This window comes from Pseudomonas sp. 2VD (assembly GCF_005503585.1).
Taxonomy (GTDB): Bacteria; Pseudomonadota; Gammaproteobacteria; order Pseudomonadales; family Pseudomonadaceae; genus Pseudomonas; species Pseudomonas aeruginosa.
Genome location: NZ_SCND01000127.1, coordinates 1 through 14,926, shown reverse-complemented (window position 1 = coordinate 14,926; position 14,926 = coordinate 1). Strand labels below are relative to the sequence as shown.

The following is a 14,926-nucleotide window of genomic DNA, read 5'->3' as shown; positions in this document are numbered from 1 at the left end:
ATGTACACCTGAGTGCGGCGAATGCGCGCCTGGTCCTGCGCGACAGCCGCGATCCGCGGCCGGCGCTGGAGGAGGCCAACCTGCCGCTGAAGCACTGGCGCTACCGCGACGATGGCCGCGTCGAGTTCGCCTTCGCCGGGCACCTGCCATTACGCCTGGTGGTGCGCGCGGCGGGCGATTGCCGGCTGAGTGCGGCCGGCAAGGCCTTCCCGGGAAAGGCCGGCAACGGCCTGTGGACGTTCGAGTTGCCGATGGAGCAGGTGCGCGATGGCCAACTCGTCTGCCGCTGACAAGCATCCCCAGGCGCGCCTGCTGAATCCCTGGGCCCTGCTGCCGGTCGCTCTCGGGGTGGCGCTGGTGCTGTGGCTGACCTTCAACAGCGAAGAGGTATTCATGCCCAGCGGCGATGGCGAGCCCGACGCGGTCTCGGTGAACTACGCCGAACTGCTGTTGCAGGCGCACCCGGAGAACGACGCGCTGCGCCGGACCCTGATCGACCTGCTGGTCAAGCTCGGCGACTTCGAGCAGGCGCGTCATCACCTCGCCCTTCTGCGCGGCAAGGACCGCCTGGCAACGCCGTTCTACGAGGTGGAACTGGACATCCTTGGCGCCCTGGCCAGGCCCGAGGGCATGGATGAGGAGCAGACGCGCCGATTGCTGGAGCGCCTGCGCAAGATCGAGCATGTTTCGTTGAACGACGCCATGCTCGAACGACTTGCCCGTCATGCCCTGGCCCTGGACGCGCCGGACCTGGCGGCGCGGACCTTTGCCGAACTGGCCGGCCGCGACCCGCAGGGCCGGCAGCGCTGGCTGGACGAGGCGGCGCGCTGGTACCTGGCTTCCGGCGAGCCGCTGCCGGCGGCGGACATCCAGCGGCAACTGGCCGAAGCGCAAACCGAGCCGGCGAAGCGCCTGGCCTATCTGCGCCAGGCCTTCGCCAGCCTGCTCGCTGGCGAGCGCGGCGAACAGGCGGCGTTGTTGCTGGACGAGCGGCTGGACGCCTTGCCGGAGGATGAATCGACCCTGGCCTGGCTCGCCGAGGGCGTACGCGCCGCCGAAGGCAGCCAGCGCTACGACCTGGCCGAACGCTTCATCCGGCGCTGGCGCGAATTGCGCCCCGAGGACCATGAGGCGCTGGCCGCCGACCTGCGCCTGAACATGGCCGCCGGGCGGATCGAGCGGGCCTGGGAGGTCGGCCGGGAGCTGCTGGCCCTGCGCCCGGAGGACAGGACGCTGCTGGCCGATCTCGCGCGCCTTGGCGAATGGACCGGCAACGGCCCGCAGGCCCTGGGCCTGTGGAAGCAACTGCTGGCCGGCGCCGATGACGCGGCCCTGCGCGAGCATGCCTGGCGCCTGTCGCTGCAGATGTTCGATTTCGACAGCGCCATCGAGCTGCTGGCGCCCATCGGCGCGCAGCGACAGATGACCGACGAGGAACTCGATGCGCTGGTCTACAGCCATGAAACCCGCGGCACGCCGGAAGAGGGCGAGGCATGGCTGCGCGGCTACGTGCAGGTTTATCCGAAACAGCGCCTGGCCTGGCAGCGCTTGCAACAGATCCTCGAACACACCCAGCAGTTGCAGGAAGAGACCGGGGTCTGGGCGCGGATGGCCCGGCATTTCCCGCTGAGTGTCAAGGAACGCATGCAGTGGGCGGAAACCCACTGGAACCTGTTCGATCCGCGCCAGGCCTGGAAGGTCCTCGCCGGCGTGGATACCCGCGCGATCCGCGAGCCGGAGTTCTGGCGCCTGCGCGCGGCGCTGGCCTGGGCCCTGGAGCAGGACGACGATGCCCGCGCCGCCTACGAGCGCATGCTGGCCCTGGACATCCGCCTGAACAGCAGCGACGAGGACCAGTTGATCGCCCTGTACCGGGACAGCAATCCGAAGCAGGCCTTGCAGGTGCTTATCGGCAGTTGGCAGCGCAGCCGCGATCCGCGGCGCCTGGCCAGCGCCCTGCAACTGGCGGAGAACCTCCACGACTGGCCGGCCCTGAAGAGCCTGCTGGCCGAGGCCGAAGGCCTGCCGGAAGCGCAGGGCAGCCCCTATTACTGGGTGGCCAGGGCGCGGTTGGCGGAACAGGAAGGCCATGGCGACGTCGCCGAGCGCCTGTACCGGGAAGCCCTGGTGCGTTTCCCCGGCGAGAACCTGGTGCGCGAACGCCTGCTCTGGTTCTACATCGACCGTGGCCGTCGCGACAGCCTGGCGCCCCTGTTGGCGCAGTGGCATGGCCTGGCGCTGCGGGACAGCACGCTGTGGCTGCCGTTCGCCAGCGCCAGCCTGCTGCTCGAGCGTAACGATCAGGCGCTGGCCTGGTTCCGCCTGTACCTCAAGTCCAATCCCAACGACTGGCTGGTGCAGGCCGCCTACGCCGACGCGCTGGATGCCAGCGGCTACCAGGACAAGGCACTGCGCCTGCGCCGACTACTGCTCCGGCGGCTCGACCGCGAAGCGGTCAGGGCCACCCCGGACAGCTTCGCCGCCTACCTGCGCCTGCTCGCCGTGGCCCAGGGGCCGCTGCTCGCCCAGGGCGAGGCGCGGCGGGCCTGGAATGGCGAGCCGGCGATGCTGCAGCTGTGGTTCGAGCAGTTCCTCGACCAGCTCGCCGCCACCAACCAGGAGCCGCTGAAGGATGACTGGCTGGCCTGGGCGCGCGGCCAGGGCCTGAAGGTCGGGCGCAACGAAGAGATCCAGGCCGCCCTGCGCAGCCAGAATCGCGCCGCCCTGCAACGCCTGCTGGAGCGCGGCGAGCTGGATCCGGCGCAGCGGGTCGAGGCGCTGGTGCGTCTCGGCCATGGCGGCGAAGCGCTGGGCGAGGCCCTGGGCGCACTGGGCGATGGCCACTCGCATGACAACCGCGAGCAGTTGCGGCGGCAGGCGGCGGAAATCCTCGAACGCACGCCCCAGGGCCTGCAACTGGGTTGGAACAAGCGCGACTTCGGCGGTCTCGACTTCAAGGGGCCGACGCTGCGCGCGGCGCGCCACCTCGGCGACGACTGGTACGCCGATCTCGAACTGGGCAGTGGCCGCTATCACGGCGATGCGCTGGATAGCTCGCTCCTCGGTAGCGAACGCAACGCCAGGCTGACGTTGCGGCGCGAACTGGCCGATGGCTTCGCCGCGGCGACGCTCGATGGCAGTTGGCGCGACGACGAGGACCGCCACGGCCTGGGCCTGCTGCGCAACTGGCGGCTGAGTGCGCGCGACGAACTGGAAGCGGGCCTCGACTGGCACCGCGAGACCGACGAGACCGGCCTGATGCGCGCCCTCGGCATGCGCGACAGCCTACGGCTCGGCGGCCGCCACACCCTCAGCGGGCGCGACCAGTTGAGCTGGTCGCTGGCGCACAACCGCTTTTCCACCCGCCAGGGCGACGACCTCGGCAACGGCGAGGCGCTGTCCCTGGAGTGGGCCCACACACTGTTCTTCGACGGCCCGGCCTGGCAACTGCGCGGCGGCATCGACTACCAGCGCAATCGCCTGGAGAACCGCGTGCCGGACGACCTGCTGGCGGCCCATGGCGGTGCGCTGACGCTCGATGGCGCGCGCAGCCAGGACCTGCTGCAGGACCGCTATGGCCAGGTCTACCTCGGCAGCACCTGGCGCCGTGGCTTCCCTGGCGCGCTGAACCGCAGCCGTCCGCAATACACCTGGATCGTCGACACCCTGGCCGGCTGGCAGTGGACAGAGAAGGAGTTCAACTACGGCATCGATCTCGGCATCGGCATGGAGCTGCTGGGCGACGACGAACTGGCGTTCACCTTCGGCTACCAGTCGGCTCCCCAGGGCGGCGGCGGCGATGCCGGCGGCACGCTCGGGGTGACCTACAGCACGCGCTTCGGCCGCTGAACGCGGCCCGGATACGGAATTCAACAGGAGGAACACAACATGCAATCCATCCGCTGCCTGGCTCTCGCGGCCGTCGCCCTGTTCATGGCGGGCTGCTCCAGCTTCACCAGCGAAAGCGCTACGCCGCTGGCGCGCGGCGCGCAGTGGGGCCTGGTGCCGCTGCTCAATTACTCCCAGGCGCCGCAGGCCGGCGAGCGTGCCGAGCAGATCCTGCTCAGCGTGCTGGCCGAGGAGGGCCTGCGGCCGCGCCTGTACCCGGCGCAGCCGCAAGGCGACCTGCAACTGGTCGACGACCGCGAGCGCCAGCAGCGCGCGCTGGACTGGGCACGCCAGCAGAAGCTGGCCTACGTGGTCACCGGCAGCGTCGAGGAGTGGCAGTACAAGAACGGCCTGGACGGCGAGCCGGCGGTGGGCGTCAGCCTGCAGGTGCTGGAGCCGGCCTCCGGGCGGGTGCTCTGGAGCACCAGCGGGGCGCGCGCCGGCTGGTCCCGGGAAAGCCTGGCGGGCGCCGCGCAGAAAGTCCTGCGCGAGCTGGTCGGCGACCTGCGGCTCGAGTGACGGCGATGTCCGCGCACAAGGATTTCACCCTCGCACCGCGCGCCAGCGGCAGTGTCTCCTGGGTCGAGACGCTGGTCATCAGCGCGCTCGCGCTGGGCCTGGGCTGGTGGTTCAGCCCGGACGACCCGCTGCAGGTCAACGCCACCTTTCCCTGGGTGATCCTCGCGCCCCTGTTGCTGGGCATGCGCTACGGCTTCGTCCGCGGCCTGGCCAGCGCGGCGCTGCTGGTGGCCGCGCTGTTCGCGTTCCGCGCCCGGGGCGTCGAGGCCTATGCCCAGGTACCGGCGGCCTTCATCGTCGGCGTGCTGCTCTGCGCCATGTTGGTGGGCGAGTTCCGCGACATCTGGGAACGCCGCCTGGAGCGCCTGGAGCTGGCGAACGAGTACCGCCAGTTGCGCCTCGACGAATTCACCCGCGCCCATCACATCCTGCGCATCTCCCACGATCGCCTGGAACAGCGGGTCGCCGGCAACGACCAGAGCCTGCGCAGTTCGCTGCTCGGTCTGCGACAACTGCTGCGCGAGCTGCCGGGCGATGAGGCACCGCTCGATGCGCTGGCGGAAACCGTGCTGGCGCTGCTGGCCCAGTACGGTTCGCTGCGCATCGCCGGACTCTACCGGGTACGCCACGACCGCACCCCGGAGCCGCAACCCTTGGCGTCGCTCGGCGAGATGCCGGTGCTGGACGCCGACGACCTGCTGGTGCGCACCTGCCTGGAGCGCGGCGAACTGGTCAGCGTGCGCCAGGAACTGCTGGAGCGCGGCGAGCAGCGTGCGCACAGCGCGCTGCAGGTGTGCGTGCCGCTGGTCGACACCGATGGGCGGATCCTCGCCCTGCTGGCGGTGGAGCAGATGCCGTTCTTCGTCTTCAACGAACGTACCTTCAGCCTGCTGGCGATCCTCGCCGGGCACATCGCCGACTTGCTGCAGAGCGACCGTCGCGCACTGCAACTGGCCGACATCGACGCCCAGCGCTTCTCCCAGTACCTCAAGCGCTCCCTGCTGGACGCCCGCGACCATGGATTGCCGGCCTGCCTGTATGCCTTCGAGTTGACCGATGCGCGCTACGGCGAAGAGGTCCAGCGTCTGCTGGAAGGCAGCCAGCGTGGCCTCGACGTGCAGTTGCGACTGCGCAACGACGAGGGCCGGCGGGTCCTGCTGGTGTTGTTGCCGCTGACTTCCGCCGAAGGCTCCCAGGGGTATCTGCAGCGCCTGAGGATTCTCTTCGCCGAACGCTTCGGCCAGGCCCGCGAGCTGGAGTCGCTGGGCGTGCGCATCCGCCAGTACGAACTGGACGCCGGCAACGATCGCCAGGCGCTGGGACATTTCCTTTTCAACGAGTGCGGCCTGAATGATCAGCAAGTGGCTGTTTAGCGGCGCCTTCCTGTTCGAGCTGAGCAGTTGGGCGAGCGTCTTCGCCGACCTGCCGTTCGGCCAGGCGCTGGCGCTCTACCTGTTCGCCCACGGCCTGGGCAGCGCGCTGCTGTGCGTCGGCGTATGGCTGCTGCTGCCGCGGCGCTACAAGTTCCCGCTGCCGTGGAGCCCGCTGTTCCTCTTCAGTCTGGCCTTCTTCGTGCCGCTGATCGGAGCGGTCGGCGTCGCTGCGGCGGTGTTCCCGGCGCTGTACCTGCCGCGCCAGCGTGGCGAGCAGGCCTGGCAGGCGATGGGCGTCCCCGAGCTGCCGTTCCGGCCGAAGGAAAAGCGCCTCGACATGATGTTCAGCGACGGCGGTCTGCAGGACGTCCTGCGCCATGCGCCGGACCCGAACCAGCGGCTCACGGCGATCTTCGCCACCCGGCGGATGTCCGGCAAGGAGGCGATCCCGATCCTCAAGCTGGCCCTGCGCGACCCCGCCGACGACGTCCGCCTGCTGGCCTACTCGATGCTCGACCAGAAGGAAAGCCGGATCAACCAGCGCATCGAGGCCGCCCTCGGCCGCCTCGCCGGCGCCACGCCGGCGCGACGCGGCGCGCTGCACGGGACCCTGGCGCGCTGGTACTGGGAACTGGCCTACCTGGGGTTGGCCCAGGGCAGCGTACTGGAGCACATCCTCGAGCAGGCGCGCGAGCATACCGACCAGGCGCTGCGCGGCACACCCTCGGCCGACCTGCATCTGCTGGCCGGACGCATCGCCCTCGAACAAGGCCGCCTGGAGGATGCCGGGCACGCCCTCCAGGCCGCCGAGGAGGCGGGAATCGATAGTGCCCAGCTGGCGCCGTTCCGCGCCGAGGTGGCGTTCTTCCAGCGGCGCTACCGGGACATCCCCCGGCTTCTCGCCGGAATGCCCGACGACATGCTGCAACGGCCGCCCTTCGCGGCCCTGGCGAGATACTGGACATGACCGAACACACCGCTCCGACGGCGCCCGTCGCCGATGTCTGCCTGCTGCTGGAGGGCACCTGGCCCTATGTCCGCGGCGGCGTCTCCAGCTGGGTCAACCAGTTGATCCTCGGTCTCCCCGACCTGACCTTCTCGGTGTTCTTCATCGGCGGCCAGAAGGATGCCTACGGCAAGCGCCACTACCCGATCCCGGACAATGTGCTGCACATCGAGGAACACTTCCTGGAAACCGCCTGGAGTTCGCCGAACCCGCAGACGCGACAGGGCAGTAGCGAGACCGAAAAGGCGTTGCGCGATCTGCACCGTTTCTTCCACTACCCGGAGACGCCGGACGTGGAGGAGGGCGACGCGCTGCTCGACCTGCTCGCCGAGGGCCGCATCGGCCGCGAGGACTTTCTCCACAGCAAGGCCAGTTGGGAAGCGATCACCGCAGGCTACGAGCGCTATTGCACCGATCCGTCCTTCGTCAATTACTTCTGGACCCTGCGCTCGATGCAGGCGCCGGTGTTCATGCTCGCCGAGGCGGCCCGGCGGATGCCGCGGGCGCGCATGCTGCACTCGATCTCCACCGGCTACGCTGGCCTGCTGGGCTGCATCCTGCAACGTCGCTGGGGCTGCCGCTACCTGCTCAGCGAGCACGGCATCTACACCAAGGAGCGCAAGATCGACCTGGCCCAGGCCAACTGGATCGCGGAGAACCCCGACGAGCAGCTGAGTACCGGACTGGATGCCGAGGTCAGCTACATCCGTCGCTTGTGGATCCGCTTCTTCGAGCGTGTCGGCCTGCTCACCTATCGCGCCGCCAATCCGATCGTCGCCCTCTACGAAGGCAACCGCCAGCGCCAGGTACTCGATGGCGCCGAGCCACGGCGCACCCGGGTGATCCCCAACGGCATCGACCTCGATGCCTGGGCCGGCGCCCTCGAACGGCGGCCGCCGGGGATTCCGCCGGTGGTCGGGCTGGTCGGCCGGGTAGTGCCGATCAAGGACGTGAAGACCTTCATCCGCGCCATGCGCGGGGTGGTCAGCGCGATGCCGGAGGCGGAGGGCTGGGTCGTCGGTCCGGAGGAGGAAGACCCGGACTATGCCAGCGAATGCCGCAGCCTGGTGGCCAGCCTCGGCCTGCAGGACAAGGTGAAGTTCCTCGGTTTTCGTCGGATCGGCGAGGTCCTGCCGCAACTCGGCCTGATGGTCCTCACCTCGATCAGCGAAGCGCAGCCGCTGGTGATCCTCGAGGCCTGGGCTGCCGGCGCCCCGGTGGTGAGCAGCGACGTCGGCTCCTGCCGCGAACTGATCGAAGGCGCCGACGCCGAAGATCGCGCCCTGGGCCGCGCCGGGGAGGTGGTGGCGATCGCCGACCCGCAGGCCACTTCGCGGGCGATCCTCGCCCTGCTGCGCAATCCGCAGCGCTGGCAGGCGGCCCAGGCGGTCGGCCTGCAACGGGTTGAACGCTACTACACCGAGGCGCTGATGCTCGGACGTTACCGCGGGCTGTACCGCGAAGCCACGGAGATTGCATGACATGGCCGGCATCGGCTTCGAACTGCGGAAGATCCTTTCCCGCGATTCCTATACGGCGACCCTGCGCGCCTATCTCTACGCCGGGCTGATCAGCTCCGGTCCCTGGGTGCTGTCGATCGTCAGCGTGATGCTGATCGGCGTGCTGAGCCTCGGCGTGGTGGTGCCGGACGTGCTGGTCCGGCAGTTCCTGATCACGGTGACCTACCTGATGGCGTTGTCGCTGATCTTCACCGGGGGACTGCAACTGTTCTTCACCCGCTTCATTTCCGATCGCCTGTTCGAGCGCAAGCACGAGGCGATCCTGCCCAACCTGGTGGGCGTGCTGTTGCTGGTGACGTTGGCGTCGGGCCTGCTCTCGGCGATATTGCTGGCGACCCTGTTCGATGAGCCGTTCGCCTACCGCCTGCTGGTGATGGCCAACTTCGTGGTGCTCTGCAACCTGTGGCTGGTGATCATCTTCCTGTCGGGAATGAAGGCCTACAAACGCATCCTGCTGGTGATGTTCATCGGCTACGCGCTGATGGTCGCCTGTGCCTACCTGCTGCGCTTCATGCAGATGGACGGCCTGCTGCTGGCATTGCTGATCGGCCACGCCAGCCTGCTGTTCGTCTTCCTCTACGACATCCTCCGCGAGTACCCGGCCAGGCGCATGGTGGCCTTCGACTTCCTCGACCGCCGGCAGGTCTTCGTCAGCCTGCTGCTGACCGGCCTCTGCTACAACCTGGGGATTTGGATCGACAAGTTCATCTTCTGGTTCAACCCATCCACCTCGGACCTGGTGATCGGCCCGCTGCGCGCCTCGATCCTCTACGACCTGCCGATCTTCCTCGCCTACCTGTCGATCATTCCCGGCATGGCGGTGTTCCTGGTGCGCATCGAGACCGACTTCGCCGAGTGGTACGAGCGGGTTTACGAGGCGATCCGCGGCGGCGAGACCCTGCAGCACATCGGCCTGCTCAAGGAGCAGATGATCCTCGCCATCCGCCAGGGCCTGCTGGAAATCTGCAAGGTGCAGGGGCTGGCGGTGGTCCTGCTGTTCCTGCTGGCGCCGCAACTGCTCGGCTGGCTGGGAATTTCCCGCTACTACCTGCCGCTGTTCTACATCGACCTGATCGGGGTGAGCATCCAGGTAGTGTTCATGGCCTTGCTCAACGTCTTCTTCTACCTGGACAAGCGCCGCATCGTCCTCGAACTCTGCGTGCTGTTCGTGATCGTCAACGGCGCCCTGACCTTCGTCAGCCTGCTGCTCGGGCCGAGCTTCTTCGGCTACGGCTTCACCCTGTCGCTGCTGGTCTGCGTGCTGGTCGGGCTGTACCGCCTGACCACCGCGCTGGACGACCTGGAGTACGAGACCTTCATGCTCAATCGCTGAGGGGTTTCGCCGGCGGCAGGGTCTTTCAGAAAGGGCCGATTCACCCGGTTGAATCGGCCCCTTTTTTTGCTTCCTCGATGCGTTTTTGCAGCTTCTGCATATCCACCAGGCGTTGCGTACCGAAGGTTCGCATCGGCAGGTCGCCGCTCTCTATCCAGGCATAGAGCAGGTCCGGCCGGTCGCTGAGGCCGGTCAGGAAGGCGAAACGCATCAGGGTTATATAGCGGGGGCACTCGGCGAAACCCTCTTGGGGGAGTTCTTCCACTTTCATCAGGCGTCCTGCACCATGGTCCGATGTTGGAGGGGAACCCTCGGTCTAGAGGGCTTGGATTCATATTGATCTACTAACAGTTAGTGAATCAATATGCATAGGGAACCATCAGACGCGGACTACACATGGTAAAGAATCGACGTTTGTTCACTGCTGGCAAGCGCTTGCGCGCCCTGCGCGAGCTGATGGGCTTGAGCCGTTCGCAGTTCGCCGAGTTGGTGGGGATGACGGCCAAGCGCCTGGAGAACATCGAGAACGAACTGCAGCGCATGCACGACGAGGACTTCGAGAAGGTCTGCGGAACCTTCCCGGAGTTCAGCGACTGGATCGCCTATGAAGGCAGCATCGAGCCGCAGTCGATCGCCTGGAAGGTCGCCGACTCGGCACAGGCGGCCGCGGTCTACCTGGTGGAGCGCAACCCGGTGCTGCTGGAGCGGCACGGCATCGACATGCAGGCCTGGCGCGAACGCCACCGTGAGATACGCGAGGCGCTGCTGGCGGCGGAACAGGCGCCGGAGGCGGAGCCGGCGCCCCTGGAAGAGCCGCCGGAACCCAGGCGCCAGCGGAAGAGGAAAACGCCCGCGAGCGGCAAGGGCGACTGAGGCGCATCGCGCCAGAAACGAAGGGAAGTATCTGTACATGGTCTATGTAGTGAGGAAGCGCTGCCTGTTTCGCGCCGGCGAGCGCCTGTTCGGGTTGCGCGGGCTGACGGGGTTGAACCGACCGCAGTTTTCCGAGGTGGTCGGCATGGATCCCAAACGCCTTGAGAACATCGAGAGTGGCCGGCAGCGCATGCACGACGAGGATTTCGAGAAGGTCTGCGGGACCTTTCCGGAGTTCAGCGACTGGATCGCCTATGAAGGCAGCATCGAACCGCAGTCGATCGCCTGGAAGATCGCCGAGGCCGCCCAGGAAGCGGCGGTCTATCTGGTGGAGCGCAACCCCGAGCTGCTCGAACTCCACGGTCTCGACGTGCCGGCCTGGCGCGAGAAGCATCGGGAAATCCTCAAGAAGCTGCGCAAGCGGGAACTGTCGCCGCCACCTGAAAAACCACTGAAACCCAGGCGCAAGCGCAAGCCGAGAAGCAACCTGCCCACACCCACCGACGGTACCTGAGACCGGCTCCCTCTCCCGCAAGCGGGAGAGGGAACGGGGCTCCCGAAGCCCAGCGGTAGGGCGAATAACGCGCAGCGTTATCCGCCGTCAGCCCTAGGTGGGCCTCAGAACACCACTCCTACCGGATAGACGAAGGCGTTCACGTCGTAGAACGGCGTGCGCTGGTAGAACCATTGCAGGCGCGCCTGCGGATCGGCGGCGAAGGCCTTGTCCTCGCGCAGGCGTTTGTCGAAGGCGGCCTTCAGCGCCGGGTCTTCCGCCAGCATCTTGCGCGCCATCGGCTCCATCACGTATTCCTCCGGCTCCTCGGCGGCCACCAGGGTGGAATTGAAGAAGCCCCAGGACCAGAACGAATCCGGACTCTGCGGTTGCAGCAGGTCGATGGCCAGGACGCCCAGCGGCTGGGCGGTGTCGATCGACAGCGAGCCGGCCGGGAAGGTCTGCAAGCGCTGGAACGGCTTCGGCGTGCCGCTGACCAGCAGGCGACCTTCGTAGCCCGGAATCCGGTTGCCTTGCACGCGATCCGGTTCGAAGCCATCGGCGAGCTTGATGTCGTCCATGCGGTACAGGGTCACGGCGATTTCGGTCGGACGCTCCAGGGTGGTGTAGCGGATGCCGTGGGCCTTGATCCGGGCGATCACCTCGTGCCACTGTGCCGGGACGATGAAACGCTGGGGACGCGGCACCACCAGGTCGGGTACGCCGTTGTCGGTCACCGGCAGTTTCAGCGTCTTCGGCCGGTTGCTCCAGACGATGGTGCGGGCCCCGGTGACCGGCGATTGCTCGTAGCGGTAGTCGCCGACCACGAACGGCGTCTCGGCGGCCTCGCCCGGCTTCCAGGTGAGGATCACCTCCTTCTGCCGCAGTAGGCGCTCGCGGTCGCTGGCGATGGCCTGGCGCAGGCTGGCGGCCTGCTCGCCGATCACCTCGAACATCGCCTTGAGCATCACGTAGTTGCCCAGCACCTGGGTCTTGTACGGATGCAGGGCGTGTTGCTCGATGAGGATCGACGGCACGTTGCGGATGTCGCCGTACTGGTTGGAGAAGCGCGCCAGGTCGGTGCGGTAGGGGTAGTAGCCCTGGGTCGGATCCTGGTTGTCGTTCAGGCTGATGCATTCATGGACCATGTGCCCGAGGCTTTCCAGCGCCTGGTACACCGGCTTGCGCATGACCTGGTCCATCCACGCGCTGCTCGCCGGTGACCAGCCATTGCCGTTGTGGCAGTAGGAGCTGTCGTAGGGATACATGGCGCCGTCGGTGGAGTGAGTGTCGGCGAAGAAGCTCAGTTCGTAGTGGTTGAACACCCAGGCGACGTTGCGGATCTCCGCGCTGTCGAGCTTGGTGAAGTCGCGGTTGAGATTGAGATTGCGGCCGTTCACCCGCCAGCCGGTCTCCCGCGGGCCGTTCTGGTTGATCCGCCCGTAGGCGCTGCGGCGCAGGTCGCCGTCGACGTTGACCACCGGGATGAACAGCAGGTTGATCTTCTCCAGCAGCCCGGCGAGCGGGCGGTCGGCAGCGCTCATGTCGCGCAGCAGCATGAACATGGCGTCCTTGCCGTTGGCCTCGCCGGGATGGATCTCGGCTTCCACCAGCAAGGTCGGCTTGGCGGAGCGCTTCAGGCCAGCGGCGGACTTGTCGGCCTCGGTGGAGGCGGTCACCAGCAGCATCGGGTGACCCTCGGCGCTGCGCTCGGGCAACTCGCGCAGGGCGATGCGGCCGGAGGAGGCGGCTACCAGTTTCTCCAGGTAGGCGCGGGTCTCGCGGTAGTCGCTGGTGCGCTGGAAGTCGCTGCTCTCGGCCTGGGTGATCAAGGGGTCGCCGGGCTTGGCGAGGTAGCGCAGGCTGCCCAGCTTCTGCTCGAACATCGGTGGCAGGATGCGCTGGCGGGCCGCGGCCGGGTAGGCGCTGTCATCGATGTAGGCGGGCGCGTGGGGCAGCTCCGCGTGAGCGGGCAGGGCGCTCGCCAGCAGGACGCCGGCGAGTAGCGAACGGGGTTGGCAAGGGAACACGATGAACCTCCATGTGGATGGGAACGGCCGCGGCGTGGGTGGGCTTGCGCGACGCGAGCCACGCGTCGTCGCGCAGCCAGTGCAGTGAAACGCCGGCGGCAGGCATCGGTGTTGACGCCGGGCAAGGCGCGGCGAAGCCGATGGCGAGAGCGCCGCCGGTGGATGGTTCAGGGCTGGGTTTGCAGACCCTTCAGCAGTGCCTGGTGGAAGCGTTCCGGAGCCTGTATCTGCGGGGTATGGCCAAGGTCGGGGAATTCCACCAGGGTCGCCTGGGGAATCCGTCGGGCGGCGTCCTTGCCCAGTTGCGCGTAGTTGCCCAGCCTGGCTTTCAGTTCTGCCGGCGCGGCGTCCTTGCCGATGGCGGTGTTGTCTTTCTCGCCGATCAGCAGCAGGGTCGGCATCTGCAACCGGTCCAGTTCGTAGACCACCGGCTGGGTGAAGATCATGTCGTAGGTCAGCGCCGAGTTCCAGGCCACCGACTCGCGCCCCTTGCCGCGATACATGCCGGCCTGCATCTGTACCCAGCGATCGAACTCGGGGCGCCATTCGCCGGCGTAGTAGGTGGCTTGCTGGTATTGGCGAATGCCTTCGGCGCTGGTCTGCAAGTCGCGCCTGTACCAGTCGTCGACGCTGCGCCAGGGCACGCCCAGGGCCTTCCAGTCCTCCAGACCGATGGGGTTGACCAGTACCAGTCGTTCGACCTGCCGCGGATAGAGCAGGGCGTAGCGGGTAGCGAGCATGCCGCCCATGGAGTGGCCGATCACGCTGGCCCGGGCGACGCCGAGCCGTTCCAGCAGGGCGTGGGTGTTGGCTGCCAGTTGCTGGAAGCTGTACTGGTAATGGGCCGGCTTGCTCGACTTGCAGAAGCCGACCTGGTCGACGGCGATCACCCGGTAGCCGGCGTCGGCGAGCACGTCGATGGTGCGCTCCCAGGTCCCGGCGCAGAAATTCTTGCCGTGCATGAGCAGGATGGTGCGGCCGTTGGCTTTCTTCGGCGCGACGTCGAGGTAGGCCATGCTCAGCGGCTGGCCCTGGGAGGTGAAGTCCAGATAATGCACCGGATAGGCGTAGTCGAAGCCTTCCAGGCGTTCGCCGTAGACCGGCGCCTGGCTGGCCAGCGCCGGCCCGCAGGCGAGGGCGAGACAGAGACTGAGGCGGGGTAGGGACATGCGATCGCTCCTGTGTGGGTCTGCTGGAGGATGCACGTCAGGGCGCGAGCTGGCCAGTCCTGGCCGGTTGCCTACAGTTGCTTCAGATACTTCACCACGTCTGCCGCGCCAGCCGCCCGCAGACCTTCGCCGAGGGCATCGGCGCGTTCGTCGTTGCGGGGCAGCAACAGGCACTCCGGGGTTTCCGGGGTGAACAGGGCGAGTCGCGCATAGGGCAGGCCGGTATCCAGCAGCAGGCTCATGAAGGTCGGCTCGGACCAGGCCTGGGTCGGAATCCGCAGCATGTGGTAGCGCTGTTCCAGTTCGTCCAGCGCGCCGGGCTCCAGTTCGTAGCGTTCCAGGTGTGCCGGCAGCTTCAGTTCCAGTTCGCGGCGGCGGGCGTAGACGATCGCCGCGGCGAAGGCGCAGGCCTGACGTTCGCCCGCCCAGAACAGGCGCTCGCCGTGCCAGGCGGCCTGGCGCAGGCGGATGCTGTCGCCGTTGGTGAAACGCGGCAGGGCCAGGCTCAGGGCCTTGACGAAATCCTTGTAGCTGATGATCCGTACGCCCCGGCAGACCTCGGCCGTGGCCAGGTCTTCCAGGCGTGGGCAAGGTGTCTGGACGAGGATCTCGCGGCTGCATACGCCTTCGATGGTCTTCAGGTCGACCGACTCCAGGGTGGAGTGACTGACCCGCACCAGGCGCTTGAGGACCGCGTGGGCTTCCGCCTTGTCTTCCTGGAC

General features: G+C 67.5%; 12 protein-coding genes and 1 pseudogene. 9 read left to right on the top strand and 4 right to left on the bottom strand.

The window, feature by feature from the left end:
• The 7 genes and pseudogenes from FFS27_RS15660 to pelG form a co-directional block, all read left to right on the top strand.
• Positions 1-290 (top strand): annotated as a pseudogene (locus FFS27_RS15660) (bifunctional glycoside hydrolase 114/ polysaccharide deacetylase family protein); the annotation flags it as partial.
• Entirely contained in the window at positions 268-3,849 is a 3,582-nt protein-coding gene (locus tag FFS27_RS15655) for a tetratricopeptide repeat protein (RefSeq protein ID WP_034013745.1), read from the top strand. The pseudogene FFS27_RS15660 and the gene FFS27_RS15655, both read left to right, overlap by 23 nt.
• Positions 3,850-3,888: 39 nt before the next feature.
• Complete coding sequence (locus tag FFS27_RS15650; protein ID WP_021265019.1) at positions 3,889-4,407, top strand: pellicle/biofilm biosynthesis outer membrane protein PelC; 519 nt, start codon at positions 3,889-3,891, stop codon at positions 4,405-4,407.
• 5 nt (positions 4,408-4,412) lie between these two features.
• On the top strand, positions 4,413-5,780 hold the full coding sequence (locus FFS27_RS15645) for a PelD GGDEF domain-containing protein (protein ID WP_023100924.1): 1,368 nt from the start codon (positions 4,413-4,415) through the stop codon (positions 5,778-5,780).
• Positions 5,758-6,747, top strand: coding sequence for a tetratricopeptide repeat protein (locus FFS27_RS15640; RefSeq protein WP_021265018.1), 990 nt, complete (start codon positions 5,758-5,760; stop codon positions 6,745-6,747). Before FFS27_RS15645 ends, FFS27_RS15640 begins: the two co-directional genes overlap by 23 nt.
• On the top strand, positions 6,744-8,267 hold the full coding sequence (gene pelF / locus FFS27_RS15635; protein ID WP_021265017.1) for a GT4 family glycosyltransferase PelF: 1,524 nt from the start codon (positions 6,744-6,746) through the stop codon (positions 8,265-8,267). Before FFS27_RS15640 ends, pelF begins: the two co-directional genes overlap by 4 nt.
• Before the next feature lies 1 nt (position 8,268).
• On the top strand, positions 8,269-9,639 hold the full coding sequence (pelG, locus tag FFS27_RS15630) for an exopolysaccharide Pel transporter PelG (RefSeq protein WP_003452522.1): 1,371 nt from the start codon (positions 8,269-8,271) through the stop codon (positions 9,637-9,639).
• A 40-nt stretch (positions 9,640-9,679) separates the two neighbouring features.
• Here pelG and FFS27_RS15625 read toward each other — a convergent pair whose 3' ends face one another.
• The gene (locus tag FFS27_RS15625) at positions 9,680-9,910 is read right to left on the bottom strand and encodes a hypothetical protein (RefSeq protein WP_003091282.1); all 231 of its coding nucleotides are present in this window, start codon (positions 9,908-9,910) and stop codon (positions 9,680-9,682) included.
• Positions 9,911-10,035: 125 nt separating this feature from the next.
• Here FFS27_RS15625 and FFS27_RS15620 point away from each other — a divergent pair, with 125 nt between their 5' ends.
• Together FFS27_RS15620 and FFS27_RS15615 are read left to right on the top strand one after the other, a co-directional pair.
• On the top strand, positions 10,036-10,512 hold the full coding sequence (locus FFS27_RS15620) for a helix-turn-helix domain-containing protein (RefSeq protein WP_021265016.1): 477 nt from the start codon (positions 10,036-10,038) through the stop codon (positions 10,510-10,512).
• A 37-nt stretch (positions 10,513-10,549) separates the two neighbouring features.
• Positions 10,550-11,026: a helix-turn-helix domain-containing protein gene (locus FFS27_RS15615; protein WP_003130642.1), complete on the top strand. Its 477-nt coding sequence runs from the start codon at positions 10,550-10,552 to the stop codon at positions 11,024-11,026.
• A gap of 104 nt (positions 11,027-11,130) precedes the next feature.
• Here FFS27_RS15615 and FFS27_RS15610 read toward each other — a convergent pair whose 3' ends face one another.
• The 3 genes from FFS27_RS15610 to FFS27_RS15600 all read right to left on the bottom strand — a co-directional run.
• Positions 11,131-13,035 (bottom strand): M14 family metallopeptidase, encoded by a 1,905-nt coding sequence (locus FFS27_RS15610; RefSeq protein WP_019484947.1) that lies wholly within the window; start codon positions 13,033-13,035, stop codon positions 11,131-11,133.
• 167 nt (positions 13,036-13,202) lie between these two features.
• Positions 13,203-14,204 carry an alpha/beta fold hydrolase gene (locus FFS27_RS15605; protein WP_003091278.1) on the bottom strand — a complete coding sequence of 334 codons (1,002 nt, stop codon included), beginning with the start codon at positions 14,202-14,204 and terminating at the stop codon, positions 13,203-13,205.
• Between the two features lie 71 nt (positions 14,205-14,275).
• A partial coding sequence (locus FFS27_RS15600; RefSeq protein WP_137952090.1) for a DUF6685 family protein occupies positions 14,276-14,926 on the bottom strand: 651 nt, incomplete at its 5' end.